Origin of the sequence: Streptomyces sp. CNQ085 (assembly GCF_022614595.1) — a bacterium.
Lineage (GTDB): Bacteria > Actinomycetota > Actinomycetes > Streptomycetales > Streptomycetaceae > Streptomyces.
This window is the reverse complement of sequence record NZ_JAJFAU010000061.1, coordinates 1-26681: the sequence shown is the minus strand read 5'-3', so window position 1 is coordinate 26681 and position 26681 is coordinate 1. Positions and strand designations below refer to the sequence as shown.

22 protein-coding genes are annotated in these 26681 nt (G+C 71.5%); 17 read left to right on the top strand and 5 right to left on the bottom strand.

Going from position 1 to position 26681, the window contains the following annotated elements; translation table 11 throughout:
* Positions 1 to 236 precede the first annotated feature (236 nt).
* The 4 genes from gatC to gatB all read left to right on the top strand — a co-directional run bounded on the left by gatC (position 237) and on the right by gatB (position 4000).
* Positions 237 to 533 carry an Asp-tRNA(Asn)/Glu-tRNA(Gln) amidotransferase subunit GatC gene (gene gatC / locus LJ221_RS12860; protein ID WP_241716477.1) on the top strand — a complete coding sequence of 99 codons (297 nt, stop codon included), beginning with the start codon at positions 237 to 239 and terminating at the stop codon, positions 531 to 533.
* Positions 534 to 538: 5 nt separating this feature from the next.
* Positions 539 to 2041 carry an Asp-tRNA(Asn)/Glu-tRNA(Gln) amidotransferase subunit GatA gene (gene gatA / locus LJ221_RS12855; protein ID WP_241716475.1) on the top strand — a complete coding sequence of 501 codons (1503 nt, stop codon included), beginning with the start codon at positions 539 to 541 and terminating at the stop codon, positions 2039 to 2041.
* A gap of 180 nt (positions 2042 to 2221) precedes the next feature.
* Entirely contained in the window at positions 2222 to 2464 is a 243-nt protein-coding gene (locus LJ221_RS12850; protein ID WP_241716473.1) for a hypothetical protein, read from the top strand.
* A 27-nt stretch (positions 2465 to 2491) separates the two neighbouring features.
* A complete protein-coding gene (gene gatB / locus LJ221_RS12845) occupies positions 2492 to 4000 on the top strand; it encodes an Asp-tRNA(Asn)/Glu-tRNA(Gln) amidotransferase subunit GatB (protein WP_241716471.1) in 1509 nt (502 codons plus the stop codon).
* Positions 4001 to 4083: 83 nt separating this feature from the next.
* Here the strand turns inward: gatB and LJ221_RS12840 are convergent, their stop codons facing one another.
* The 3 genes from LJ221_RS12840 to LJ221_RS12830 all read right to left on the bottom strand — a co-directional run bounded on the left by LJ221_RS12840 (position 4084) and on the right by LJ221_RS12830 (position 6594).
* Complete coding sequence (locus LJ221_RS12840; protein ID WP_241716470.1) at positions 4084 to 4266, bottom strand: DUF6191 domain-containing protein; 183 nt, start codon at positions 4264 to 4266, stop codon at positions 4084 to 4086.
* A complete protein-coding gene (locus LJ221_RS12835; protein WP_241716468.1) occupies positions 4266 to 5465 on the bottom strand; it encodes a sorbosone dehydrogenase family protein in 1200 nt (399 codons plus the stop codon). The genes LJ221_RS12840 and LJ221_RS12835 overlap by 1 nt, the downstream gene beginning before the upstream one ends.
* 130 nt (positions 5466 to 5595) lie before the next feature.
* Positions 5596 to 6594 carry an aldo/keto reductase gene (locus LJ221_RS12830; protein ID WP_241716466.1) on the bottom strand — a complete coding sequence of 333 codons (999 nt, stop codon included), beginning with the start codon at positions 6592 to 6594 and terminating at the stop codon, positions 5596 to 5598.
* Between the two features lie 106 nt (positions 6595 to 6700).
* Between LJ221_RS12830 and LJ221_RS12825 the strand changes: the two genes are divergently transcribed.
* The 6 genes from LJ221_RS12825 (at position 6701) to serA (ending at position 16611) form a co-directional block, all read left to right on the top strand.
* A complete protein-coding gene (locus tag LJ221_RS12825; protein WP_241716464.1) occupies positions 6701 to 7642 on the top strand; it encodes a 2-hydroxyacid dehydrogenase in 942 nt (313 codons plus the stop codon).
* 360 nt (positions 7643 to 8002) lie between these two features.
* Positions 8003 to 10969: a diguanylate cyclase domain-containing protein gene (locus LJ221_RS12820; RefSeq protein WP_241716461.1), complete on the top strand. Its 2967-nt coding sequence runs from the start codon at positions 8003 to 8005 to the stop codon at positions 10967 to 10969.
* A gap of 240 nt (positions 10970 to 11209) precedes the next feature.
* Positions 11210 to 13063, top strand: coding sequence for an acetolactate synthase large subunit (locus LJ221_RS12815; RefSeq protein WP_241716459.1), 1854 nt, complete (start codon positions 11210 to 11212; stop codon positions 13061 to 13063).
* Between the two features lie 52 nt (positions 13064 to 13115).
* Complete coding sequence (gene ilvN, locus LJ221_RS12810; RefSeq protein ID WP_241716457.1) at positions 13116 to 13640, top strand: acetolactate synthase small subunit; 525 nt, start codon at positions 13116 to 13118, stop codon at positions 13638 to 13640.
* 131 nt (positions 13641 to 13771) lie between these two features.
* On the top strand, positions 13772 to 14770 hold the full coding sequence (gene ilvC, locus LJ221_RS12805; protein WP_241716455.1) for a ketol-acid reductoisomerase: 999 nt from the start codon (positions 13772 to 13774) through the stop codon (positions 14768 to 14770).
* A gap of 251 nt (positions 14771 to 15021) precedes the next feature.
* Entirely contained in the window at positions 15022 to 16611 is a 1590-nt protein-coding gene (gene serA, locus LJ221_RS12800; RefSeq protein ID WP_241716453.1) for a phosphoglycerate dehydrogenase, read from the top strand.
* A gap of 153 nt (positions 16612 to 16764) precedes the next feature.
* Here the strand turns inward: serA and LJ221_RS12795 are convergent, their stop codons facing one another.
* Complete coding sequence (locus LJ221_RS12795) at positions 16765 to 17961, bottom strand: CdaR family transcriptional regulator (protein ID WP_241716479.1); 1197 nt, start codon at positions 17959 to 17961, stop codon at positions 16765 to 16767.
* Between the two features lie 191 nt (positions 17962 to 18152).
* On the opposite strand from LJ221_RS12795, the gene LJ221_RS12790 reads away from it, so the two are divergent.
* Entirely contained in the window at positions 18153 to 19079 is a 927-nt protein-coding gene (locus tag LJ221_RS12790) for a proline dehydrogenase family protein (protein WP_241716451.1), read from the top strand.
* Between the two features lie 73 nt (positions 19080 to 19152).
* Positions 19153 to 20784, top strand: a complete 1632-nt coding sequence (gene pruA / locus LJ221_RS12785) for an L-glutamate gamma-semialdehyde dehydrogenase (RefSeq protein WP_241716449.1) — start codon at positions 19153 to 19155, stop codon at positions 20782 to 20784.
* Here the strand turns inward: pruA and LJ221_RS12780 are convergent.
* Positions 20732 to 21229 carry a Uma2 family endonuclease gene (locus tag LJ221_RS12780; RefSeq protein ID WP_241716447.1) on the bottom strand — a complete coding sequence of 166 codons (498 nt, stop codon included), beginning with the start codon at positions 21227 to 21229 and terminating at the stop codon, positions 20732 to 20734. The genes pruA and LJ221_RS12780 overlap by 53 nt on opposite strands.
* Before the next feature lie 288 nt (positions 21230 to 21517).
* Between LJ221_RS12780 and LJ221_RS23465 the strand changes: the two genes are divergently transcribed.
* From LJ221_RS23465 to LJ221_RS12760, 5 genes are all read left to right on the top strand, one after another.
* Positions 21518 to 21649 (top strand): hypothetical protein, encoded by a 132-nt coding sequence (locus LJ221_RS23465; protein WP_302851995.1) that lies wholly within the window; start codon positions 21518 to 21520, stop codon positions 21647 to 21649.
* Between the two features lie 191 nt (positions 21650 to 21840).
* Positions 21841 to 22878, top strand: a complete 1038-nt coding sequence (locus LJ221_RS12775) for a 3-isopropylmalate dehydrogenase (RefSeq protein WP_241716445.1) — start codon at positions 21841 to 21843, stop codon at positions 22876 to 22878.
* Between the two features lie 233 nt (positions 22879 to 23111).
* Positions 23112 to 24215: a branched-chain amino acid aminotransferase gene (locus LJ221_RS12770; protein WP_241716443.1), complete on the top strand. Its 1104-nt coding sequence runs from the start codon at positions 23112 to 23114 to the stop codon at positions 24213 to 24215.
* Positions 24216 to 24613: 398 nt separating this feature from the next.
* Positions 24614 to 26257, top strand: a complete 1644-nt coding sequence (gene cimA / locus LJ221_RS12765) for a citramalate synthase (RefSeq protein ID WP_241716441.1) — start codon at positions 24614 to 24616, stop codon at positions 26255 to 26257.
* Positions 26258 to 26466: 209 nt separating this feature from the next.
* A partial coding sequence (locus LJ221_RS12760; RefSeq protein WP_302851994.1) for a carboxyl transferase domain-containing protein occupies positions 26467 to 26681 on the top strand: 215 nt, incomplete at its 3' end.

Sequence of the window (26681 nt, the reverse complement as noted above, 5' to 3'; positions counted from 1 at the left end):
GAGGTAGGCGGCGTCCGCCACGACCGCCCGCCGTGCGCCGCCGTGCGCCGCGGCCAAACTGTTAGCATGCTGGTCTGCCCTCCGGGCAGCGGTCAGGACTTGGCCGCGCCCCGGCCGGAAGGCCGGGGGGGAAGCCGTCCCGCTCAGGAGACGGAGGAGTCACAGGATCGGGGCGGACGGCGGGGAGAGCCCGCCAAGCCCCGAAGGATCCACCACTCACCCCGAGGAATCGCTGCATGCCTGGCATCACGCGCGAGGAGGTCGCCCACCTCGCCCGGCTGGCACGTCTGGAGCTGAAGGACGAAGAGCTCGACCACTTCGCCGGACAGCTCGACGACATCATCGGCGCGGTCGCCCGCGTCTCCGAAGTCGCCGACGAGGACGTTCCGCCGACCTCCCACCCGCTGCCGCTGACCAACGTCATGCGCCCGGACGAGGTCCGTCCGTCGCTGACCCCCGAGCAGGCGCTCTCCGGAGCCCCGGCGCGGGAGCAGCAGCGTTTCAAGGTGCCGCAGATCCTGGGGGAGGAGTGAACGCCGTGACGCACTCGAGTGACCTGACCAGGCTCACCGCGGCCGAGACCGCCGCGAGGATCGCATCCGGCGAGACGAGCGCCGTCGAGGTGGCCGAGGCCCACCTCGCCCGTATCGAGGCCGTGGACGAGAAGGTGCATGCCTTTCTCCACGTGGACCGCGAGGGCGCGCTGGCCCGCGCCCGCACCGTGGACGCCAAGCGCTCCCGCGGCGAGAGGCTCGGCCCGCTGGCCGGCGTCCCGCTCGCGCTCAAGGACATCTTCACCACCGAGGGCGTCCCCACCACGGTCGGCTCGAAGATTCTCGAGGGCTGGATCCCGCCGTACGACGCCACGCTCACCAGGCGTCTGAAGGACGCCGACGTGGTGATCCTGGGCAAGACCAACATGGACGAGTTCGCCATGGGCTCCTCCACGGAGAACAGCGCCTACGGCCCGACCGGCAACCCGTGGGACCTCACCCGCATCCCGGGCGGCTCCGGCGGCGGCTCCTCCGCGGCGCTCGCCTCCTACCAGGCCCCCCTGGCCATCGGCACCGACACCGGCGGTTCCATCCGCCAGCCGGCCGCGGTCACCGGCACGGTCGGCGTGAAGCCGACCTACGGCGCCGTCTCCCGCTTCGGCATGGTCGCTTTCTCCTCCTCCCTTGACCAGGGCGGGCCCTGCGCCCGCACCGTCCTGGACGCGGCCCTGCTGCATGAGGCGATCGCCGGACACGACCCGCTGGACTCCACCTCCGTCGAAGCCCCCGTCCCGCCGGTGGTCGAGGCCGCCCGTGACGGCGATGTCAAGGGTCTGCGCGTCGGCGTGGTCAGGGAGTTCGCGGGCGAGGGCTACCAGGCCGGGGTCATGCGGCGCTTCGACGAGTCGGTGGAACTGCTGCGTGAACTGGGCGCCGAGATCGTCGAGATCTCCTGCCCGTCCTTCGACAAGGCGCTGGCGGCCTACTACCTGATCGCGCCCTCGGAGTGCTCCTCCAACCTGGCCCGCTTCGACGCCATGCGCTACGGCCTGCGCACCGGTGACGACGGCACCCGCTCGGCGGAGGAGGTCACCTCCCTCACCCGTGAGGCGGGCTTCGGCCCCGAGGTCAAGCGCCGCATCATGCTGGGCACCTACGCGCTGTCCTCCGGCTACTACGACGCCTACTACGGCTCCGCCCAGAAGGTGCGCACCCTGATCAAGCGCGACTTCGACGCCGCCTTCGGGAAGGTGGACGTGCTGGTCTCGCCGACCACGCCGACCACCGCGTTCCCCATCGGGGAGCGGGCGGACGACCCGATGGCCATGTACCTGGCGGACCTGTGCACCATCCCGTCCAACCTGGCGGGCAACGCGGCCATGTCGCTGCCGTGCGGGCTGGCACCCGAGGACGGACTCCCGGTGGGCCTGCAGATCATCGCCCCCGCCATGGCCGACGACCGGCTCTACCGTGTCGGAGCGGCGGTCGAGGCCGCGTACCACGCACGCTGGGGACACCCGCTGCTGGAGGAGGCGCCCCCGCTGTGAGCGTCGCACGCGTGGCCGCCGGGCCGCAGATGACCATGGAGGCCGTGTCTTTCCGCCGTGCGGGCGGAGAAGCGAACGGGGGCAGGCTGTGAGCGTCGCACGCGCGGCCGCCGGGCCGCAGACGACGATGATGTCCGCGCTGCTGTGCCGTGCGGGCGGAGAAGCGAACGGAGGCAGGCTGTGAGCGCGTTGAAGAAGGCCAGGGGCTTCAAGAAGTCCCGGGCCGGCCTGTACCTGTCCATTGGCACCTCGCTCTTCGGCGCCGTCGGCGTCGTCAAGCAGATGCAGCTCGCCCGGCGGGAGGAGGACAGGCTCCAGCTCCTGGACGCCGTCGTCTCCGGCGCCGCGATCCTGACCGGCGTCGCCATCCTCGTCCGCGAGGTGCGGCGCCTGGACATCGACGACGTCCTCGCCGACGACTGACCGCAGCGCCTGAAAGGTTTGACTTTCGTGACTGTCACCGAACTGGTGTCGTACGAGGACGCGCTGGCCTCCTACGATCCCGTCATGGGCCTCGAGGTCCATGTCGAACTGGGCACCAGGACCAAGATGTTCTGCGGCTGCTCCACCGCGCTGGGCGCCGAGCCCAACGCGCAGACCTGCCCCGTCTGCCTCGGACTGCCCGGCTCGCTGCCGGTGGTCAACGCCACCGCGGTGGAGTCCGCCGTGCGCATCGGTCTCGCGCTGAACTGCGAGATCGCCCAGTGGTGCCGCTTCGCCCGGAAGAACTACTTCTATCCGGACATGCCGAAGAACTTCCAGATCTCCCAGTACGACGAGCCGATCGCCTTCGACGGCTATCTGGACGTCCAGCTCGAGGACGGGGAGGTCTTCCGCGTCGGGATCGAGCGCGCCCACATGGAGGAGGACACTGGCAAGTCCACCCACATCGGCGGCGCCACCGGCCGTATCCACGGCGCCGTGCACTCGCTGCTGGACTACAACCGCGCGGGCATCCCCCTGATCGAGATCGTCACCAAGCCGATCACCGGCGCCGGGGAGCGTGCGCCGGAGGTGGCCAAGGCGTACGTCGCCGAGCTGCGCGAGCTCATCAGGGCCCTCGGGGTGTCCGAGGCCCGGATGGAGATGGGCCAGATGCGCTGTGACGTCAACCTGTCGCTGCGACCGCACGGCACCGAGAGGTTCGGCACCCGCTCGGAGACCAAGAACGTCAACTCGCTGCGCAGCGTGGAGCGGGCCACCCGTTTCGAGATCCAGCGCCACGCCGCGGTGCTGGGCTCGGGCGGGACGATCGTCCAGGAGACCCGTCACTTCCACGAGGACGACGGCTCCACCACCTCCGGCCGGGTCAAGGAGGAGGCGGAGGACTACCGCTACTTCCCCGAGCCGGACCTGGTTCCCGTCGCGCCGGCGCGCGAGTGGGTGGAGGAGCTGCGGGCCGGTCTGCCCGAACTGCCGCGCCTGCGCCGCAACAGGCTGCGCGAGGAGTGGGGCATCTCCGAGCACGAGATGCAGTCCGTCCTCAACGCCGGCGCCATCGATCTGATCACCGCCACCATCCACGCCGGGGCCCCGGCGGACCAGGCCCGTAAGTGGTGGATGGGCGAGCTGGCCCGCCGGGCGAACGAGCAGGGCACCGAGCTCTCCGCCCTGCCGATCACCCCGGCCCAGGTCGCTCGGGTGTGCGGGCTGGTTGCCGACGGCTCCCTCAACGACAAGCTGGCACGCCAGGTCATCGAAGGCGTCCTGGCCGGTGAGGGCGGGCCGGACGAGGTCGTGGACAAGCGCGGTCTGAAGGTCGTCTCGGACACCGGCGCGCTGAGCGCGGCCGTGGACGAGGCGATCGCCGCCAACGAGGCGATCGCCGGGAAGATCCGCGGCGGCAAGGTTGCGGCGGCGGGCGCGCTCGTCGGCGCCGTCATGAAGGCCACCCGGGGCCAGGCGGACGCCGCCCGGGTGCGCGAGCTCATCCTGGAGAAGCTGGGCGTGCAGGGCTGACGCCCCCGGCCGCCACGGCCCGGCCCGCGCTTCCCTCCGGGGCCGCCGGCCGGGCCGTCGCAGTGCCCGGGGGCAGGCGGCCGTCAGGCGGCCGACTTCCGTCCGGGGCCGCGGGTCCTGATCAGAACGTGCCCGGAGGAGAGGTCGATCGGGCCGCGTCCCGGATCGTGGCTGCCCTCTTCCACCCGGGTGTTCTCCAGCCGCCTGCGCTCGTCGTCGGCGTGGCGGCGTCCGGGGCTGAACAGTTCCTCGATCAGGTTGAACATCAACTGACCTCCAGCTTCAGGATGCGGTCGTCGTCCTCGGCGGGCGTACCGCGTGAGTCGGTCTCACTGGTTACCAGCCACAGCCCGTCGCCGCCGTCGGAGACGACCGTCCGCAACCGCCCGTGCTCACCTTCCAGGAACGCCTGCGGCTGTGCCACCTTTTTCTCGCCGTCCAAGGGGACGCGCCACAGCCGCTCCCCCCGCAGCGACGCCATCCACACCGAGCCCTCCGCGACGGCGATGCCGCTGGGGGAGGCCTCGGCGGGCTTCCACTGCGCCACGGGGTCGATGAAGTCCCCCTCTCCGGCCTCGCCCTCCACCTCGGGCCAGCCGTAGTTTCCGTCGGGCCGGATCAGGTTGAGCTCGTCCCAGGTGTTCTGGCCGAACTCCGAGGCCCACAGCCGCTTGTCCGCGTCCCAGGCCAGGCCCTGGACGTTGCGGTGGCCCCAGGAGTAGACGACCGAGTCCTCCTCGGGGTTGCCGCGGCCGGGGGGTTCTCCGTCCGGCGTCATACGCAGGATCTTGCCGCCGAGCGACTCCCGGTCCTGGGCGAGGCTCTGGTCGCCGGAGTCGCCAGTGCCCACGTAGAGCATCCGGTCCGGACCGAAGGCGATCCGGCCGCCGTTGTGGATCATCCCCTTGGGGATCCCGCGCAGGACGGTGCTGGGCGCGCCGAGCCGGTTGCCCTCCTCCTTGTCGGCGTCGTGGAGCATGCGCACGACCCGGTTGTCGGAGGCGCTGGTGAAGTAGGCGTAGATGTAGCGGTCCTCGGCGAAGTCGGGCGGTACGGCGATACCCAGCAGTCCGCCCTCGCCGCCCGGCTCGACGCCTGGCACCGAGCCCAGTTCGGTGGCCTTTCCGCTCTCCGGGTCGATCAGCGAGATCGTGCCCTCGTCCCGGGAGGAGACCAGCAGTCCGCCGTCGGGCAGCGGGGCGAGTCCCCAGGGGGAGTCGAGGTTCTCGGCCACGGTGCCGGTGACCTCGGCCGAGCCCTCGGCGGGTGCGGCCGAGGAGCCGGGGGAGCGGGACTCACCGGGGGAGGGGGAGGAGGTGGTGCCGGTGGGGTCCGGGGTCCCCTCACCCGATCCGCCGTCCGAACAGCCAGCCGCCAGCAGGGCGAGCCCGGCGAGAGCGGCGGCGGTCCTCCGCAGCGGCGGTCGCGGATGTGGACGTACGGACAGGGGACGGCTTCGCGGCATCGGTGCGCCTTTCGACTTCTCGGCTACGGGCGGCTCTCGCCTGCGGTGCGGGGACCGGCCGTGCACGCGGTGCGCGCCGGCCGGCCCGTACACCCGACCGTACGCCGTGAAGGCGCCGGATGTTCCCGGCTCAGTCCCACGACCCCTGGGCGGAGGGCAGCGCGGCGATCTCCGTCAGGTCACGCGCGGTCAGCTCCAGACGTGCCGCCGCCGCGTTCTCCATCGCCCAGCGCTCCTTCTTGGCGCCCGGTACCGGCACCACGTGCCGTCCCTGGGCCAGCAGCCAGGCGAGGGCCACCTGGCCCGGGGTGGCGTCGCCGTGCCGGGCGGCGACGCGCCGCAGCCCGGCGACGATCGGCTGGTTGGCCGCCATCATCTCGGCCGTGAACCGCGGGTGCCGGGCGCGCACGTCGTCGCGCTCGAAGCCGCCACCCGGGGTGAGGGTGCCGGTCAGGAAGCCGCTGCCCAGCGGCATCGCCGCCAGGAAGCCGATGCCGCGCGCCTCGCACCACGGCAGCAGCGAGGCCAGGGCCTCGGGGGACCACACCGACAGCTCGGCCTCCACACAGCTGACGGGGAAGACCTGCTGGACCCGCTCCAGTTGCCGGAGCGTTCCGGCGTACGCGGACGCGTCCGACCCGCGGCGCCGCTCCCGCGGGCCCACCGCGCACAGCCCCAGCGAGCGCACCTTGCCGGCCGTCACCAGTTCGGCCATCGCACCCCAGGTCTCCTCCACCGGCACCTCGGGGTCGGCGCGATGGAGCTGGTAGAGGTCGATCACATCGGTCTGCAGCCGGCGCAGCGAGGCGTCGCAGGCACGCTTGACGTAGCCGGGGCGTCCGTTGGCGACGATGTGCTGCTCGCCGACGAGGAGGCCGCACTTGGTGGAGACGAACACGTCCGCGCGCCGCCGCCGCAGCACCCGGCCCAGCAGCAGCTCGTTGGTGAACGGCCCGTACATGTCGGCGGTGTCAAGCAGCGTCACCCCGCGGTCGAGGGCCGCGTGTACCGTGCGCATCGAGGACTTGCCGTCCCGCTCGGACGCGGTGTAGGCCCAGCTCATCGGCATGCAGCCGAGCCCGACGGCGCCCACCTCCAGCGCCCCCGCACCGATTGTCCTGCGCTCCACCTGGGCGTGCTCCCTCCTCGCCCCCGCGGGGTCACCCCCGTGGGGCGCTCCCAACCTAACGGATGTGCTCCGGCGCCTCCGCGCAGCCTCCGGATAGCCTCTGGCCATGGCTTCCGCAGATGTCTGGCTGCCCGTTCCGCCTGCCGAGATAGGAGAATTGCCCGAACAATTCCGCTATATCCATTGGGGTGGGGAAGAGGAGTTCCCAGCGGACCCCGCGGACTGCGTCTTCTACGTCGTTCCCTATCTGAAGGGTCAGGCCGTCGCTGTACGACCACTGGCCCACATGCCGAACGTGCGGGTGGTGCAGACGCTCACCGCCGGCATCGACCACGTGGAGCCCGCGGTACCGCAACTGCCCCGGGGCGCCCTGCTGTGCAACGCCCGCGGCGTCCACGACGCGAGTACCGCCGAACTGGCGCTCACCCTCGCCCTCGCCTCGCTGCGCGACATCCCCTCCTTCGTCCGCGCCCAGGACGCCGGCCGGTGGACACCGGGCTTCCGGCCCGCCCTCGCCGACCGGACGGCACTGATCGTCGGTCACGGTTCGATCGGCGCGGCCATCGAGGACCGGCTGGGGGCCTTCGAGCCGTCGGCGGTCCACCGGGTGGCCCGCAGCGCCCGCGCCACGCCGCGGGGCCCGGTGCACACCCTTGCCGACCTGCCCCGGCTGCTGCCCGAGGCCGACGTGGTCTTCCTGGTCACCCCGCTCACCGACGCCACCCGCCGGCTGGTGGACGCGGAGTTCCTGTCGCGCATGAAGGACGGAGCGCTGCTGGTGAACGTCGCACGCGGCGCCGTCGTGGACACCGACGCGCTGCTGGCGGAACTGGGGTCCGGACGGCTGAGGGCGGCACTCGATGTCACCGACCCCGAGCCACTGCCCGCCGACCACCCGTTGTGGAGGGCGCCCGGCACCCTGATCACGCCGCACGTGGGGGGTCCGACGTCCGCGTTCCTGCCGCGCGCCAAGCGGCTGCTCCGCAGTCAGCTGCGGCGCTTCGCGGCCGGGGAGGAGCCGGAGAACGTCGTCGCCGCGGCCGGGTGACGGCCCCGTCCGGACGGTCGGCCGCCGGGCGGCGGAGGGGACGGGAGCGGGGAGCGGGGGTGCGAGGCGGGTGGCGTAGGCGCGGAGGACCGCCCGCACCGTCATCCGCACGCTCCGGATATATGCGGCTGCGGATTGTATCGGCAATCCCTTCATTCGTCACGCTGCGTAGAGACCATATGTCCCTGAGTGACGGACCTGGTGTATCGTCCGGTCCGGGGGCGTACCAGAACCAGTGAGGGGGACGGGCGATATGCACGGCCACCGGACGAATCACCGGACGCGCGAACGGTGTTGGACACGATCCCGGTCCGTGGGGCCCGGGCCGGAGAAGGGCCTGCCGCGGCCGGAGGCGGCGCGATGAGCGCCCGGGGGACGGGCCAGCCGCGCTTCCCGCGGCCGCCCCGCCCGCACGGCGGGACGGGCGCCGAGGAGCGGCGGGCGTTCCCGCGGCTGGTACTGGCCGCCGTGTGCGGGGCGTACGCGGTGGGCGCGGTGCTGGGCTGGGGCTCGCAGGCGGTGGCACTGTTCATGGGCGACTTCGGGCTGAGCGCCGCGGCCTTCACGGCCGCGGGATCGTGTGTGCACTACGCCCGCGCCCACCCGGACACGCCGCTCCGGCCCGCCTGGACGCTGTTCGGCGTCTCCTCGGCGATGGCCGGGCTCGGCAACGGGATCTGGGGCTGGTACGAGGTGGTGCTGGACGTACCCGTGCCCAGCCCCTCGGCGGCGGACTTCTGCTTCCTGCTCTTCGCGCCCCCGGCCATCATCGGTCTGCTGGTCCTCGCCAAACGACCGGTCACCCGGGCCGGCTGGACGCGCCTGCTCCTGGACGCCTGGCTGGTCGGCGGCTCGCTGCTCACCCTCTCCTGGAGCCTGGCGCTGGACCACACCTCGCACTGGCAGGGGGAGTCCCTCCCCCTGGTGGCCCTCTCGCTGGCCTATCCCCTGATGGACATCGTGCTTATCAGCATGGTGCTCGCGCTCCACTTCCGCCGCTCGTCCGCCCACCGGTCCGCCGTCAACACCGTCATCGGCGCGCTCGCCCTCACCGTGCTCTGCGACGCCCTGTTCACCTCGCCCCTGCTGCGGGAGAACTACTCTTCCGGGCAGATCCTCGACGCCGGCTGGTTCGCCGGGTCGCTGCTGCTCGCGTACGCCCCCTGGGTCGGCTACCGGGAGGGGGACGGCCGTCCGGTGGTCCGGCCGCCCGTGCCCGGGAACGGGGCGGTGGCCGGGTCGCTGGCCGCTCTCGCTCCCTACCTGGCGGCCACCGTCTGCACCCTGGGGATCCTCTACAACGTCCGCGGTGGCGGGGCCATCGACCCGGTGGTGCTGCTGACCGGCTGCACTGTCGTCCTGGCCCTGGTGATCCGGCAGGGCATCATGCTGCTGGAGAACATCCGCCTCACCCAGGAACTGGCCCAGAAGGAGAACCACTTCAGGTCGCTGGTGCAAGGGTCCAGCGACGTCATCATGATCGCCTCGCCGGCCGGGATACTGCGCTACGTCTCCCCGGCCGCCGCCGGTGTCTACGGCCGGGAGCCGGACAGGCTGGTCGGTTCCGAACTGGCCTCCCTCATCCACCCCGAGGACCTGGGGCGGGTTCTGCACGAGGTGCGCCGCTTCCTGGCCACTCCGCCCCGGGAGGAGCCCTCCACCCGCATCGAGTGCCGCATCCGGCACGCCTCGGGCCGCTGGCTCAACATCGAGTCCACGGTCAACCGCTACCAGGGCGGCCTGATCTTCAACAGCCGTGACGTGACCGAGCGGGTGCGGCTCCAGGCGCAGCTCCAGCACAACGCCTCCCACGATCCGCTGACCGACCTGCCCAACCGCTCGCTGTTCACCGAGCGCGTCCACCAGGCGCTCGGCGGCCGGCGCCGCGGCGACGCGGGGGCGGGCCACACGGCGCTGCTCTACATCGACCTCGACGGTTTCAAGGCCGTCAACGACACCATCGGCCACCAGGCGGGGGACGAACTGCTGATCCAGGCGGCCCGCCGCCTGCGGGAGGCCGTACGTGCCGGGGACACCGCGGCCCGGCTCGGCGGCGACGAGTTCGCCGCGCTCATCGTCGGTGACGGGAAGTGCGACCGGGCCGAGCGCGAGTACCGCGTCCTGGAGATCGCCGAGCGACTGCGTGCCACCCTCTCGCGGCCCTACCAGGTCGAGGGCGGCGAGGCGCGGGTCGCCGCCTCCATCGGGGTGGCCTTCGCCGAGTCCGGGGTGACACCGGCCGTGCTGATGCGCCATGCCGACCTGGCGATGTACCGGGCCAAGCAGGCGGGCAAGAACCGGGTCGAGTTGTACGCCTCGCAGCCGCAGGCCGAGGCCGTCCGCCGGGCCGAGCTGACCACCGACCGGCTGCGCGGAGTGCTGGCCGAGAGCGAGTTCGCGCTGCTGCACCAGCCCGTGGTCGAATTCTCCAGCGGGAAGATCACCTCGGTCACGGCCCAGGCCCGCAGGCGCCCTGCCCGGGGCGTGCTCTTCCCGCCGGGAGGGCCCCGGCCCGCCCCGCAGGGCCAGCAGGCCGTCCCACCGGCGCAGTACGGCCCGCAGCTCCCGCACGGCCCCGCCGCGGACGCCCGCGGCGGTGACGCGGGCCGGTGGCTGCTGCGCAGGGCCATCGAGCAGGCCGCCGAGAGACACCACGCGGGTTACCGCGTGCCGGTGTCCGTACGGCTGGACGCGCGTCGCCTCACCGACCGCTCCACGACCCCGGCCACCGTCGAGACGCTGCTGTCCCGGCACGGGCTGCCGCCCGACGCCCTCATCGTCGAACTGGCCGACACCGACCCCCGTGTCTCCCTGGACGAACTGGAGCTGTGGGTCACCGCACTGCGGCGGACCGGGGTCGGCATCACACTGGACGGCTTCGGCGGCGCCCACTGCGGCCTCGCCGCGCTCCGCAGGCTCCCCGCCGACGCCCTGAGGCTGGACCGCGCACTGGTCGACGGAGTGGTGGGTTCTCCAAGGGTGCGGAAGATCACCTCCGGGCTGCTGCGGATCGCCGACGACCTCGGAATGCTCTCCGTCGCCGGCGGCGTGGACCTGCCCGAACAGGCCGACGCGCTGCGCGAGCTGGGCTGCACCCACGCTCAGGGAGCTGCCTTCTCCAAGCCCCTGGACGAGCACAGGCTCAGGCGCGCCCTGGCCCGCGGGAGTTACCCCGTCTCCGGCGGGGAGCAGCACTTCCCGGGCATCGGCCGCGCGGTGGTGGTCGCCGGTTCGATGCCCGCGCACAGGAGCGGACCGGCCGCGCACGGCCCGGCGAAGCATCCTCCGTTGCGCTCAAATAGTGAGACGTCCGTCCCACCCACTTGACACCTCAGGTACCGCGGGAGGATGGTCGGTGCCATGCGCACCCGACTTCTCGTAATTGGACAGCGCGTCGACTGACACAGGGCATGCCCGCCCTGTGGGCGACATCGACGCGCTCCCCTCGCTTGCCTGACGGCACGAGGGGTTTTTTGTTGCACCGATGCCAGCGGCACTCGAGCGCGACCCACTCACAGCCACCTACAACGAGCGTCAAACCCTCAACTCTCCGAGAAGAGACAAGTGATGACCGAGCAGGCCACCGGGGCCCCTCGCCCGCAGCCGCGGGCCCGTACCGGCGGAGCGCAGCCGCAGCCCGCCACCGTCGAGCACGTCACGGGAGCCCAGTCCCTCATCCGTTCTCTCGAGGAAGTCGGCGCCGACACGGTATTCGGCATTCCGGGGGGCGCCATCCTGCCCGCCTACGACCCGATGATGGACTCCTCCCGGGTGCGCCACGTCCTCGTGCGCCACGAACAGGGCGCGGGTCACGCCGCCACCGGCTACGCCCAGGCCACCGGCAGGGTCGGCGTCTGCATGGCCACCTCCGGCCCCGGCGCCACCAACCTGGTCACCCCGATCGCCGACGCGCACATGGACTCCGTTCCGCTGGTCGCGATCACCGGCCAGGTGGCCTCCAGGGCGATCGGCACCGACGCCTTCCAGGAAGCCGACATCTGCGGCATCACCATGCCGGTCACCAAGCACAACTACCTGGTCACCGACCCGGCCGACATCCCGCGGATGATCGCCGAGGCGTTCCACATCGCCTCCACCGGCCGGCCCGGCCCGGTTCTGGTGGACATCGCCAAGGACGCCCTGCAGGCGCGGACGACCTTCTCCTGGCCCCCCGCGACGGACCTGCCCGGCTACCGTCCGGTGACCAAACCGCACGCCAAGCAGATCCGTGAGGCCGCCCGGCTCATCACCGAGGCCGCCCGCCCGGTGCTGTACGTGGGCGGCGGCGTCCTGAAGGCCGGGGCCGCCAAGGAGCTGAAGGTGCTGGCCGAACTGACCGGCGCCCCCGTGACCACCACCCTGATGGCGCTGGGCGCCTTCCCCGACAGCCACCCGCAACATCTGGGCATGCCCGGCATGCACGGTACCGTCGCGGCCGTCACCGCCTTGCAGAAGGCCGATCTGATCGTCGCGCTCGGAGCCCGCTTCGACGACCGCGTCACCGGCAGACTGGACTCCTTCGCGCCGTACGCGAGGATCGTGCACGCCGACATCGACCCGGCCGAGATCGGCAAGAACCGCGTCGCCGACGTCCCGATCGTCGGTGACGCCCGCGAGGTCATCGCCGATCTGATCGTGGCCGTCCGGGCCGAACACGAGGCGGGCAACACCGGCGACCACACCGAGTGGTGGCGGCAGCTGAACCGCTGGCGCGAGACGTACCCGCTGGGCTACGACCACCCCGAGGACGGCTCCCTGGCCCCGCAGCAGGTCATCGAGCGCATCGGCGCGCTGGCCCCCGAGGGCACGGTCTTCGCCGCCGGTGTGGGCCAGCACCAGATGTGGGCCGCCCACTTCGTCAAGTACGAGAAGCCCGCCACCTGGCTGAACTCCGGTGGCCTGGGCACCATGGGCTACGCCGTCCCGGCCGCGCTGGGCGCCAAGGCCGGCGTCCCGGACCGCACCGTCTGGGCGATCGACGGCGACGGCTGCTTCCAGATGACCAACCAGGAACTGGTGACCGCCGCGCTCAACGGCATCCCGATCAAGGTCGCGATCATCAACAACGGCGCCCTGGGGATGGTTCGCCAGTGGCAGACCCTCTTCTACAACCAGCGCTACTCCAACACCGTGCTGCACAGCGGTCCGGACGCCGTCAGCCCCGAGAACAGGGGCACCCGCGTCCCGGACTTCGTGAAGCTGGCGGAGGCCATGGGCTGCGTCGGCATCCGCTGCGAGGACCCCGCGCAGCTCGACGCGGTGATCGAGAAGGCCAACTCCATCAACGACCGCCCCGTGGTCGTGGACTTCATCGTCCACGAGGACGCGATGGTCTGGCCGATGGTCGCGGCCGGCACCTCCAACGACGAGGTCATGGCGGCGCGCGGCGTCCGTCCCGACTTCGGCGACGGCGACGACTGAGTCCCGGACGACCGAGCCCCAGAGGAACCCTAGGAACGGAACACCACACCCGATGTCCAAACACACGCTCTCCGTCCTGGTGGAGAACACTCCGGGCACCCTCGCCCGGATCGCCTCCCTGTTCTCCCGCCGTGGTTTCAACATCGACTCGCTCGCCGTCGGCGTCACCGAGCACCCCGACATCTCCCGCATCACCATCGTGGTGAACGTCGAGGACCTCCCGCTGGAGCAGGTGACCAAGCAGCTCAACAAGCTCGTCAACGTGCTGAAGATCGTCGAGCTGGAGCCCGGCTCCGCCGTCCAGCGCGAACTCGTTCTGGTGAAGGTCCGCGCCGACAACGAGACCCGCTCGCAGATCGTCGAGATCGTCCAGCTCTTCCGCGCCAAGACCGTCGATGTCTCCCCGGAGGCCGTCACCATCGAGGCGACCGGCAGCAGCGACAAGCTGGAGGCCATGCTCAAGATGCTGGAGCAGTTCGGCATCAAGGAACTGGTCCAGTCCGGCACGATCGCGATCGGCCGCGGAGCGAGGTCGATCACCGACCGTTCGCTGCGCGCGCTCGACCGGACCGCATAGCGAGACCCCGGCCCGTCCCCGCCCGCACCGGCATACGGTGGCTCCGGCGGCGGTCCCGGGGACGGGCCCCGCACCCCCGACCCGTACGGCGAGACCGCCGGTGCGGCAGGAACAACAAGGAGATATCCCAAGTGGCCGAGCTGTTCTACGACGACGACGCCGACCTGTCCATCATCCAGGGCCGCAAGGTCGCGGTCCTCGGTTACGGCAGCCAGGGCCACGCCCACGCCCTGTCCCTGCGCGACTCGGGCGTCGACGTCCGCGTCGGCCTCCCTGAGGGCTCCAAGTCCCGGGCCCGGGCCGAGGAGCAGGGACTGCGCGTGGTCACCCCGGCGGAGGCCTCCGCCGAGGCCGACGTGATCATGGTGCTGGTGCCGGACCCGATCCAGGCCAAGGTCTACGAGGAGTCCATCGCCCCGAACCTCGAGGACGGCGACGCCCTCTTCTTCGGCCACGGCTTCAACATCCGCTTCGGCTTCATCAAGCCTCCGGCCGGTGTGGACGTGTGCATGGTCGCTCCCAAGGGGCCGGGTCACCTGGTCCGCCGCCAGTTCGAGGAGGGCCGCGGCGTCCCCTGCATCGCGGCCGTCGAGCAGGACGCCACCGATAGGGCCTTCCATCTGGCACTGTCCTACGCCAAGGGCATCGGCGGCACCCGCGCCGGCGTCATCAAGACCACCTTCACCGAGGAGACCGAGACCGACCTGTTCGGTGAGCAGGCCGTGCTGTGCGGAGGTGCCTCGGCCCTGGTCAAGGCGGGCTTCGAGACCCTGGTCGAGGCCGGCTACCAGCCGGAGATCGCGTACTTCGAGTGCCTGCACGAGCTGAAGCTGATCGTGGACCTGATGTACGAGGGCGGCCTGGGGAAGATGCGCTGGTCGGTCTCCGAGACCGCCGAGTGGGGCGACTACGTCACCGGCCCGCGGATCATCAACGAGAACACCAAGGCCGAGATGAAGAAGGTCCTGGCCGAGATCCAGGACGGCACCTTCGCCAGGAACTGGATGGCCGAGTACAGCTCCGGCCTGCCCAAGTACAACGAGTACAAGAAGGCCGACGGCGACCACCTGCTGGAGACCACCGGCCGCGAGCTGCGCAAGCTCATGAGCTGGGTCGACGACGAGAACTGAGCGGACCGCCGGGCCGTCGCGGACGGCCCGGCGCCGCCCGACCCCGCCCGCAGGTGGACGCCGCGGCCCGCCGACGGGACGGAGCGGCCCCGGTGATCGGCCACCGGGGCCGCTCCTCCGCCGATACACTGCACGCACAAGCGCGTCACAGGCTCACAGCGTCGTGCGTCTCCACGCGGCTGCCCACCTCCACCGCCCTCGGCCGTCGGGCCGCGGCCGCCGGCACGGACCAGTGAGGACTGAAGACCGAAGTGAGCAAACCCGTAGTACTCATCGCCGAAGAACTCTCCCCGGCCACGGTCGACGCCCTCGGCCCGGACTTCGAGATCCGGCACTGCGACGGGGCCGACCGGGCCGAACTCCTGGCCGCAGTCGCCGACGTCGACGCGATCCTGGTGCGCAGTGCCACCAAGGTCGACGCCGAGGCCATCGCCGCGGCCCGGCGGCTGAAGGTCGTCGCCCGTGCGGGAGTCGGCCTGGACAACGTCGACGTCTCCGCCGCCACCAAGGCCGGCGTGATGGTCGTCAACGCGCCGACCTCCAACATCGTCACCGCGGCCGAGCTGGCCTGCGGTCTGCTCATCGCCACCGCCCGCAACATTCCGCAGGCCAGCACCGCCCTGAAGAACGGCGAGTGGAAGCGCAGCAAGTACACCGGCGTGGAGCTCTCGGAGAAGACCCTCGGCGTCGTCGGCCTCGGCCGCATCGGTGTCCTGGTCGCCCAGCGGATGTCCGCCTTCGGGATGAAGGTCGTCGCCTACGACCCCTATGTGCAGCCCGCCCGGGCCGCGCAGATGGGCGTCAGGCTGCTCTCCCTGGAGGAGCTGCTGGAGACCTCCGACTTCATCACCGTCCACCTGCCCAAGACCCCCGAGACGCTGGGTCTGATCGGCGACGAGGCGCTCCACAAGGTCAAGCCGGACGTACGGATCGTCAACGCCGCGCGCGGCGGCATCGTGGACGAGGCGGCGCTGCTGGCGGCCCTGAAGGAGGGCCGGGTCGCGGGCGCGGGCCTGGATGTGTACGCCACCGAGCCGTGCACCGACTCCCCGCTCTTCGCCTTCGACAACGTCGTGTGCACCCCGCATCTGGGCGCCTCCACCGGCGAGGCGCAGGAGAAGGCGGGCATCGCGGTCGCCCGCTCGGTGCGGCTGGCGCTCGCCGGTGAGCTGGTCCCGGACGCGGTCAACGTCCAGGGCGGCGTGATCGCCGAGGACGTCCGGCCCGGGCTGCCGCTGGCCGAGCGACTGGGGCGGATCTTCACCGCGCTGGCGGGCGAGGTCGCCGTCCGGCTCGATGTCGAGGTCTACGGCGAGATCACCCAGCACGACGTCAAGGTGCTCGAGCTCTCCGCGCTCAAGGGTGTCTTCGAGGACGTCGTCGACGAGACGGTCAGCTACGTCAACGCGCCGCTGTTCGCGCAGGAGCGCGGGGTTGAGGTCCGGCTGACCACCAGCTCGGAGTCCCCGGAGCACCGCAACGTGGTGACCGTACGGGGCACCCTGGCCGACGGCCAGGAGATCTCGGTCTCGGGCACCCTCTCCGGCCCCAAGCACGTCCAGAAGATCGTCGCGGTCGGCGAGTACGACGTCGACCTGGCGCTGGCCGAGCACATGGCCTTCCTGCGGTACGCCGACCGCCCCGGTGTGGTCGGCACCGTCGGCCGCGTCCTGGGCGAGGCCGGCATCAACATCGCGGGTATGCAGGTCTCCCGCGCCGAGGAGGGCGGCGAGGCGCTGGTCGCCCTCACTGTGGACGGCCTCATCCCGGCCCCGGTGATGGGTGAGATCGCCCAGGAGATCGGCGCTACCTCGGCCCGCAACGTCAACCTGGAGGACTGATCGAAGATCCCTCCCCCAGGTGAACTTCCGAGGGAATCCGGAGACCGCCGCGGCCTCGGCACGGACATCCGTGCCGAGGCCGCGGCGGTCCGTCGTACGGTCGTACCGCCCCACGGCCCAGCCGCGGCGGGCGTCTTCCGCGGAGGCGGCCTCTCAGCCCTCCAGCAGCCGTGCCGTCTTCAGCGCCATGTGCAGCAGCAGCCGGTCCTCGCCGTCCCCCAGGTCGAGACCGGTGAGCTGCTCCACCCGCGACAGCCGGTAGTACAGCGTCTGCCGGTGGACGCCCAGCAGCGCCGCGGTGCGGCCCGCCTGGCCCGCGCAGTCCAGGAACGCCTCGGCGGTACGGGCCATCTCCCGGCGGCCGGGCTCCAGCAGCACCCGCACCGACGGATCCGGCGCCCCGGTCGCCGACGAGCCGGAGGGGCGAGCGACCGAGGCCAGCAGCCGGTACGGCCCGATCCGGTCCCACCGCGCCACCGGCCCGAACCTGCTCTCCGCCCGCGCCGCCCGCGCCGCGGCCAGTGCCTGCCACCAGGCACCGGGCACCGGGCCCAGACCCGTGCAGGGCTCGCCGATTCCCGCCGCCGCCCCGGCGCGCGGCGAGCGCAGCAGCCGTTCGGCGGCTGTGCGGGCCGGACCGAGGGCTCCGGAGGTGCGCAGCCGCACCAGCACGGCCAGTCCCTCCGCCCCGGGCACCGCGCACACCGCGACCGCGCCGGGGATTCCGGGCGCCGCCGCGGACCGGCCCTCCGCATCCTCCTCCCACGGCACCACGGCCACCACCGCCAGCGGCCCCGCCGCCACCGGCCCCAGCTCACCGGCCAGTTCCGCCTCCGCGAGATCCACGGCCGCCCGGTGCTCCGGCGCCGCGGTGAGCAGGGCACGCAGCAGCTCGCCCCGGCGCGCACCCGCCCGGGACTCGTCGGCCAGCAGTGAGCCGACGCGGCGCGCGACGGCCCGTACGTCGGCCAGCCGGGGGTCGGACAGCTCCAGCGCACCGTCGTCCAGCAGCCAGATGTAGCCCAGTGCCACACCGCCGTGCCGCACCGGCACGCAGATCCGGCCCCGCAGCACCCCGGCCGACGGATCCGGCGGAATCCGTACGGGCTCCACCGCCCGGGTGATGCCGAAACTCTCGAACCACGCCCGCACCCGTGCGGTGGAGCGACGCCGGAGGATCGAGCGGGTGCGCACCGGGTCCATCAGGAGAGCGCCGTCCTCCCCGTCCTCGTCGCCCTCCCCCTCGTGGACTCCGAAGGCGATCAGCCCGAAGTCGCGGTTCTCCAGTGTCGCGGGAGTACCGAGGAGGGCGGTCACCTCGTCGATCAGCACCTGGTAGTCCTCGCGCACCGCTCCGCGCCGCCTTTCGCACACCGCCCGCGGAACCTCCGCGGACACCACCATTGTCATACAAATGTCTGAGATCTGGGCCACGGAAGCGTGACAGCTGTCGATGGCGGGAAAGCGGAGCGATCCTTAGTTTCGACGGTGGCTCACCAGCCGCCCGACCACCGTCAGAGAACCACCCGTGGAGGTGCCCCGTGCTGGGTCCCGTGCTCCTCGCGGCCGCGCGCAGCGACAGCATTCGCCGCGTCGTCTCGGCCGCACCGGTCACCCGCCCCGTGGTGGACCGCTTCGTCGCCGGAGAGCGCCTCGACCAGGCCATGGAGACCGTCGGCTCCCTCACCGGCCGGGGCCTGGAGGTCACCCTCGACCACCTGGGCGAGGACGTCACCGACCGCACCGAGGCCCTGCGCGCCCGCGACGCCTACCTGGTCCTGGCCGAGGCGCTGCGGGAGGCCGGCCTGGGAGTGCGGGCCGAGATGTCGGTGAAGCTCTCCGCCTTCGGACAGGCCCTCCCGGGCGGTGACGACATCGCCTACAAGGGCGTCCTGCGGGTCGTGGAGGCCGCGGCCGAGGCGGGCACCACCGTCACCCTGGACATGGAGGACCACACCACGGTCGACTCCACGCTGGCCATCCTGGCGAAGCTGCGCGAACGCTTTCCCGCCACGGGCGCGGTACTCCAGTCGTACCTGTACCGCACCGAGGACGACTGCCGTGCCCTGGCCGGCGAGGGATCCCGGGTCCGTCTGGTCAAGGGCGCCTACAAGGAGCCCGCCTCCGTCGCCCTCCAGGACAAACGCGAGGTGGACCGGGCGTACGTCCGCTGCCTGCGGATCCTGATGGCGGGCGAGGGCTGTCCCATGATCGGCTCCCACGACCCGCGGATGGTGGCCATCGCCCAGGAACTGGCCCGCCGCGCCGGCCGCAAGCCGGACGAGTACGAGTTCCAGATGCTGTACGGCATCCGCACCGCCGAGCAGGAGCGGCTGGCCGCCGCCGGCCACCGGATGCGCGTGTACGTCCCGTACGGCACCGACTGGTACGGGTACTTCATGCGGCGCCTGGCCGAGCGCCCCGCCAACCTGGCCTTCTTCCTGCGCTCGCTGGCCACCAGAGGCTGAACGGACCGCGGCCGCGCACGGGCGGCCCCCCGACGTACGACGACAGATGCGAACCTCGAAGGAGACACGGCTCATGGACGCTGTGACCCAGGTCCCCACGCCGGTGAACGAGCCGGTGCACACCTACGCCCCCGGCACGCCGGAGCGCGCCCGTCTCGAGACCAGGCTCAAGGAGCTGGCCGAGAACCCGATCGACCTGACGATGACCATCGGCGGGAAGCGGCGTCTCGGCGGCGGCGAGCGCTTCGACGTCGTACAGCCCCACAACCACGAGGCGGTGCTGGGCACCGCCGCCCACGCCACCCGGCAGGACACGCAGGAGGCCGTCGACGCGGCGCTGGCCGCCGCCCCGATGTGGCGCTCGCTCTCCTTCGACGACCGCGCCGCGGTCTTCCTGCGGGCGGCCGAGCTGCTGGCCGGACCCTGGCGCGAGACGATGGCCGCCTCCACCATGCTCGGCCAGTCCAAGACGGCGCAGCAGGCGGAGATCGACACCCCCTGCGAACTGATCGACTTCTGGCGCTTCAACGTCCACTACGCACGCCAGATCCTGGCCGAGCAGCCGGTCGCCAACTCCCCGGGCGTGTGGAACCGCATGGACCATCGCCCGCTGGAGGGCTTCGTCTACGCGATCACGCCCTTCAACTTCACCGCCATCGCGGGCAACCTCCCCACCGCGCCGGCGCTGATGGGCAACACGGTCCTCTGGAAGCCGTCCCCGACCCAGACCCACGCCGCCGTGCTGCTGATGCGCCTGCTGGAGGAGGCGGGGCTGCCGGACGGCGTCATCAACCTGCTGACCGGCGACGGCAAGGAGGTCTCGGAGGTGGCACTGGCCCACCCCGACCTCGCCGGCATCCACTTCACCGGCTCGACGAAGACCTTCCAGTACCTGTGGAAGACGGTCGGGAACAACATCGAGAACTACAGGACCTACCCGCGCCTGGTCGGTGAGACCGGCGGCAAGGACTTCGTCGTCGCCCACCCCTCGGCCGACCCGGCTGTGCTGAGGACCGCGCTGACCCGCGGCGCCTTCGAGTACCAGGGCCAGAAGTGCTCGGCCGCCTCGCGCGCCTACGTGCCGCGCTCCATCTGGGAGAACGGTTTCAGGGAGGAGTTCACGGCCGAGGTCGATGGTCTGACCATGGGCGACGTCACCGACCTGTCGAACTTCATGGGCGCCGTCATCGACGAGCGAGCCTTCGCCAAGAACAAGGCGGCCATCGAGCGTGCGCAGTCCGACCCGGACTGCGAGATCGTCGCCGGCGGGAGCTGCGACGACAGCGTCGGCTACTTCGTCCGCCCCACCGTCATCACCTGCACCGACCCGGCGAGCGAGGTCTTCCGGCAGGAGTACTTCGGCCCGGTCCTGGCCGTCCACGTCTACGAGGACGCGGAGTACGAGGCGGTGCTGGAGCAGATGGAGTCGGTCGCTCCGTACGGCCTGACCGGCTGCGTCATCGCCCAGGACCGTGCCGCCGCCGCGCACGCCTGCGAGAAGCTGCGCTACGCCGCCGGCAACTTCTACATCAACGACAAGCCCACCGGCGCGGTCGTCGGCCAGCAGCCCTTCGGCGGCGGCCGGGCGTCGGGCACCAACGACAAGGCGGGCTCCAAGCAGAACCTGATGCGCTGGACATCCACCCGCTCCATCAAGGAGAACCTGATCCCGCCAACCGACTACCGCTACCCCCACATGGGCTGACCTCCCTCAGCGGCCCGTGCGCGGGGCGGGCGGCGTCAGGCGCCGCGGCGAGGGAGGGGGAGGGGGAGGTCAGCCCGGTGACGGTGCCGTGGCCGTCGTGGTCGCCGATCAGGACGTACACCGGCACCCCGGTGCGGGCGTACGCGCGGCGCTTGCGGACCGGGTCGCGCTCGGTCGCGCGGTGCCCCGGGGGAGACCACCTCGACGACCATCTCCACACGGGACCCCTCAGTCCCAGCCCGTCCTCGGTGACGTGCTCGATGTCGTCCTCGGGAGCGACGAACAGACCGGGGACATAGGCCGTCAGCCCGTGGATGACGTTCATGTCCTGGTAGGCCGCATGGTCGCTGTCATCGATGGACTTCTCGAGGGCACGGCGCAGACGGCCGACGATCTGAACGTGGCGGTGGCAGTGGCAGTGGCGGTGGCGGTCGGTGGGAGACACTTCGGTGCCCGAAAGAGGGAAGTGTGCGGCGTCACAGCGGCAGAACCGCAGGTCGGAGAAGGCATCGTCTCAGATAGTAGGAAGGCCGACTAACCGGCGGGACATCACAGCTCTCAGCCCTTACTTTGGTAGGAGCCGAACGTCTCGCTTCATCAGCGAATGGCGGATGAGGCGCAGTGCCTGTCGCAGGTGACCCCTGCCGCACCCGCCGCCCCCGCCCTTACGGCACCTGGGAAACCCCTCTCCTTCCACCCTCTCCGGTTCCTCCGTCCCCTCAGGGAGTTCGCCATGGACGCGACCGCACGCCGCCCCCGCCACACCGCCCGCGACCACCACGACAACGCCGACCGCCGCAACGCGGCCGCCGCCCTTCAGCGGGCGCTGGACCGCCGGGACAACGGCGGCGCCACCGGCCACTGAGGCCGGCCCGCCGTCCGGCCGCCCCGGGCCGTACCGCCCTGCGGGTTCCCGCCCGGAACCCCCAGAATTCCGGCCTCGGCTCGTACGGCGCTCGTACGGCGCTGGTGCGGAGCTCGCGCGGAGCAGGAACGTCCGGTCCGTATCGCGGACAGCGCGTGTCAACTCCTGGGACGAGCGGTAGGGTCCCTCCCATGTCTCGCAGCATCGACCTCGCAGTGATCCCCGGTGACGGCATCGGCCGGGAAGTCGTGACCCAGGGCCTGAAGGTCCTGTCCGCGGTCCTCCCCCAGGACGCGAAGCTGCGGACACGGGAGTACGACCTCGGCGCGAAGCGCTGGCACGCAACGGGGGAGACCCTGCCGGACGCGGAGCTGGAGCGGCTCAGGGACCACGACGCCATCCTGCTCGGCGCGATCGGCGACCCCACGGTCCCCTCCGGTGTGCTGGAGCGCGGGCTGCTGCTCAAGCTGCGTTTCGCCTTCGACCACTACGTCAACCTGCGTCCCTCCAGGCTCTTCCCGAACACCGCGACCCCGCTCGCGGGCCGCCCGGACATCGACTTCGTCGTCGTCCGGGAGGGCACTGAGGGTCCGTACACCGGCAACGGCGGCTCCCTGCGCACCGGCACCCCGGCCGAGGTCGCCACCGAGGTCAGCGTGAACACCGCCTACGGGGTGGAGCGCGTGGTGCGGGACGCCTACGAGCGGGCCAAGTCCCGGCCGCGCAGGAAGCTCACGCTGGTCCACAAGAACAACGTCCTGGTGCACGCAGGCCATCTGTGGAAGAGCACCTTCGACCGGGTGGGCGAGGAGTACCCCGAGGTCACCACCGACTATCTGCACGTGGACGCCGCGACGATCTTCTTCGTCACCCGGCCGGAGCGCTTCGACGTGATCGTCACCGACAACCTCTTCGGTGACATCCTCACCGACCTCGCCGCCGCCGTCACCGGCGGCATCGGGCTGGCCGCCTCCGGGAACATCAACCCCACCGGCGCCTTCCCGTCGATGTTCGAGCCGGTCCACGGCTCCGCGCCCGACATCGCCGGCACCGGCAAGGCCGACCCCACGGCGACAATCCTGTCCGCCGCGCTGATGCTGCGGCACCTGGGCCTCGACCCCGAGGCGGCCCGCATCGAGGACGCGGTCTCGGCCGACCTCGCGGAGCGCTCCGAGCCCCGCACCACCGACGAGATCGGCGACGCCCTCGCGACGCGAGTAGCCGGCTGACGCCCGGCCGTACGCTCCGTCCGGCCGGGCCGCAGGTGCCCGGCCGCTGGGCTACTCGGCGGTTGGGTGCGAACATCTACCACCAGGACCGCCCACCCGTGACCCCATGCGGTCTGCTGCCCCCGATAATCGGACACGGGGCCGCTGTACGCAGGGAAACTCGGATGTCCTAGTACCGACCGGGGCGACGGGAGCGCGGTCCACCACGACACCCAGTGAAGGACGCGCTCAACATGACGACGCCCCGTATCGAATTCGACCTCAAGCCCTCCGCGCAGCTGCTGTCCGCCGCGGAGCGCGAGGCGGTGCTCGCCGACCCCGGTTTCGGCCGGCACTTCACCGATCACATGGTCACCATCCGGTGGACCGAGGGCCGCGGCTGGCACGACGCGCAGCTCCAGCCGTACGCCCCGTTCCAGATGGATCCGGCGAACATGACACTGCACTACGCCCAGACGATCTTCGAGGGACTGAAGGCGTACCGCCAGTCCGACGGCTCGGTCGCCGTCTTCCGTCCGGACGCCAACGCCCGGCGCTTCCAGCGCTCCGCACGCCGGCTGGCGATGCCCGAGCTGCCGGTGGAGGCATTCGTCGAGGCGTGCGACCTGCTGGTGCAGCAGGACAGGGAGTGGGTGCCCGGCAAGGGCGAGCAGTCGCTGTACCTGCGTCCCTTCATGTTCGCCGCGGAGGTCGGACTCGGCGTCAAGCCCGCCGACGAGTACCTGTTCGTGGTGATCGCCTCACCCGCGGGCTCCTACTTCCCGCGCGGTGTCAAGCCCGTCTCGGTCTGGCTGTCGCAGGAGTACGTGCGCGCCGCCTCCGGCGGCACGGGCGAGGCCAAGACCGGCGGCAACTACGCGGCCTCCCTCGTCGCCCAGGCCGAGGCCGCCGAGCACGGCTGCGACCAGGTGGTCTGGCTGGACGCCGGTGAGCGCCGCTGGATCGAGGAGATGGGCGGCATGAACATGTACTTCGTGTTCGGCTCGGGCAAGGACGCCACCATCGTCACGCCCAGGCTGACCGGTACCCTGCTGCCGGGCATCACCCGCGACTCGCTGCTGACGATCGCCTCCGACCTGGGCTACCGCACAGAGGAGAGGCTCATCTCCGTCGAGGAGTGGCGGGAGGGCAACGCCGACGGCTCGATCACCGAGGTCTTCGCGTGCGGTACCGCGGCCGTCATCACCCCGGTCGGCACGGTGAAGTCCGCCGCCGGGAACTGGACGGTGGGCGACGGCGAGCCGGGCGGGATCACGATGGAGCTGCGCGAGGCGCTGCTGGCGGTCCAGACCGGCCGCGCGCAGGACACACACGGCTGGATGCACAGGCTGGCCTGAGACGGGCCGGGCGGGACGGGAGGGCCGTGAGCATCCCGGCCCTCCCGTCCCGCCCGCCCGCCTTCCGCTCCCCTTCCGCCCGCCGGGCGTCCTGGTGGACCGCGGTGACCACATGGTGAGACCTCCCGATCCGCGGAGCGGATCCGTGCAACACTGTGCCCGTGCCTCACCTCGCCATGATTATCGGCAGCGGGCGCGCCGGTCCGCAGTGACCGTCCACGCACACATCCGGTGCGGCGGCGGACACCGTGTCCCAGACCCGCGCGCAGACCTCTCGCACCCGCGAGGGGTCTTTTCGTTTTCGGCGCCACCCGGCCGGAACGAGGGCGTGAGGGATGATGGGGACAAGTAGGGCCAAGTACTCCGGACCTGCATCCATCGACAGGAGCCAGACCAGCATGACCGACGCCGCGGCCTCACGGCAGCCGGGGGACGCGTCCCCCGGCGACGCGTTCCACGTCTTCGACACCACGCTCCGCGACGGGGCACAGCGCGAGGGGATCAACCTCTCCGTCGCGGACAAGCTGACCGTCGCCCGTCACCTGGACGACTTCGGTGTCGGCTTCATCGAGGGCGGCTGGCCCGGTGCCAACCCCCGGGACACCGAGTTCTTCCGGCGCGCCCGCGAGGAGATCGACTTCCGCCACGCCCGACTCGTCGCGTTCGGGGCCACCCGCCGGGCGGGCGTCGCCGCGGCCGACGACCCGCAGGTGCGGGCGCTGGTCGACTCGCGGGCACCGGTGGTCACCATCGTCGCCAAGGCGCACGACCGCCATGTCGAGCTGGCGCTGCGCACCACGCTGGAGGAGAACCTGGCGATGGTCCGCGACACGGTGGAGTACCTGCGGGAGCAGGGCCGGCGGGTCTTCGTCGACTGCGAGCACTTCTTCGACGGCTACCTGGCCAGCCCCGAGTACGCCAAGCAGGTCGTGCGCACCGCGTACGGGGCCGGTGCCGACGTGGTCGTGCTGTGCGACACCAACGGTGGCATGCTCCCCGCCCAGATCCAGGCGGTGGTGCGGACGGTGGGCGCCGACACCGGCGCGCGCCTGGGCATCCACGCCCAGGACGACACCGGCTGCGCGGTGGCCAACACCCTGGCCGCCGTGGACGCCGGCGCCACCCATGTGCAGTGCACCGCCAACGGCTACGGTGAGCGCGTGGGCAACGCCAACCTCTTCTCGGTGGTAGCCGCACTCCAGCTCAAGTACGGCATGAAGGTCCTGCCCGAGGACGCACTGCGCGAGATGACGCGGATCTCCCACGCCATCGCCGAGGTCGTCAACCTCACGCCCTCCACCCACCAGCCGTACGTCGGTGTCTCCGCGTTCGCCCACAAGGCCGGTCTGCATGCCTCCGCCATCAAGGTGGATCCCGACCTCTACCAGCACATCGACCCCGAACTGGTCGGTAACCGCCTGCGGATGCTGGTCTCGGACATGGCCGGCCGCGCCTCCATCGAGCTCAAGGGCCAGGAGCTGGGGATCGACCTGGGCGGCGACCGCGAGCTGGTCGGCCGGATCGTGGAGCGGGTCAAGGAGCGCGAGCTGCGCGGCTACAGCTACGAGGCCGCCGACGCCTCCTTCGAGCTGCTGCTGCGGAAGGAACTGCTGCGGGGCGGTACGGAGGAGCGGCCCCAGCCCTTCTTCACCACCGAGTCCTGGCGGGCCATCGTGGAGAACCGCCCCGACGGTTCCCACGCCAACGAGGCGACCGTGAAGCTGTGGGCCAAGGGTGAGCGCACCGTCTCCACCGCAGAGGGGAACGGTCCCGTCAACGCTCTGGACCGGGCGCTGCGGCTGGCCCTGGAGCAGATCTACCCCGAACTCGCCCGGATGGAGCTGGTGGACTACAAGGTCCGCATACTGGCGGGCACCCACGGCACGGAGTCCACCACACGGGTGCTGGTGTCCACCGGCGACGGTGGCGACGAGTGGTCCACCGTCGGAGTCGCCGACAATGTCATCGCCGCGTCCTGGCAGGCCCTCGTCGACGCCTACACATACGGTCTGCTGCGCGCCGGAGTGGAGCCCCAGGGCTGACCGGCTGTCACGACACGCCCACCCAGGCTTGAACGCCCCTCCGGTGCGGGCTGTGGGAACCCCACAGCCCGCACCGGAGGAAACTGGGCATCCTCCCTGGTGCGACGGCGTCAGGGATACGGTTCTGTCCAGCGTGGCCATGAAACGCGGGCTGAGACTGTACGAATCCGACGACGGCGAACAGCGCGGCGGTTTCGTAGGGTCTGAACATGACCGATCTGTCCCAGACGCCGCCCGCGGCGAGTGACGCCCGTGGCCGTGTGGCGGAGCTGCACGCCATCCGTGAGCAGGTTCGGCGCGGTCCGGGTGAGCGGGCCACCGAGGCCCAGCACGCCAAGGGCAAGCTGACCGCGCGTGAGCGGATCGAACTGCTGCTGGACGAGGGGTCGTTCCGGGAGGTGGAGCCGCTGCGCCGGCACCGGGC

Bases quoted from the DNA above. Each gene is read 5' to 3' on its own strand.
- gatC (WP_241716477.1), top strand. From the start codon at position 237: ATGCCTGGCATCACGCGCGAGGAGGTCGCCCACCTCGCCCGGCTGGCA.
- LJ221_RS12840 (WP_241716470.1), bottom strand. From the start codon at position 4,266: ATGTTCAACCTGATCGAGGAACTGTTCAGCCCCGGACGCCGCCACGCC.
- LJ221_RS12835 (WP_241716468.1), bottom strand. From the start codon at position 5,465: ATGCCGCGAAGCCGTCCCCTGTCCGTACGTCCACATCCGCGACCGCCG.
- LJ221_RS12825 (WP_241716464.1), top strand. From the start codon at position 6,701: ATGGCTTCCGCAGATGTCTGGCTGCCCGTTCCGCCTGCCGAGATAGGA.
- LJ221_RS12820 (WP_241716461.1), top strand. From the start codon at position 8,003: ATGAGCGCCCGGGGGACGGGCCAGCCGCGCTTCCCGCGGCCGCCCCGC.
- LJ221_RS12815 (WP_241716459.1), top strand. From the start codon at position 11,210: ATGACCGAGCAGGCCACCGGGGCCCCTCGCCCGCAGCCGCGGGCCCGT.
- ilvN (WP_241716457.1), top strand. From the start codon at position 13,116: ATGTCCAAACACACGCTCTCCGTCCTGGTGGAGAACACTCCGGGCACC.
- pruA (WP_241716449.1), top strand. From the start codon at position 19,153: ATGGACGCTGTGACCCAGGTCCCCACGCCGGTGAACGAGCCGGTGCAC.
- LJ221_RS23465 (WP_302851995.1), top strand. From the start codon at position 21,518: ATGGACGCGACCGCACGCCGCCCCCGCCACACCGCCCGCGACCACCAC.
- LJ221_RS12775 (WP_241716445.1), top strand. From the start codon at position 21,841: ATGTCTCGCAGCATCGACCTCGCAGTGATCCCCGGTGACGGCATCGGC.
- LJ221_RS12770 (WP_241716443.1), top strand. From the start codon at position 23,112: ATGACGACGCCCCGTATCGAATTCGACCTCAAGCCCTCCGCGCAGCTG.
- cimA (WP_241716441.1), top strand. From the start codon at position 24,614: ATGACCGACGCCGCGGCCTCACGGCAGCCGGGGGACGCGTCCCCCGGC.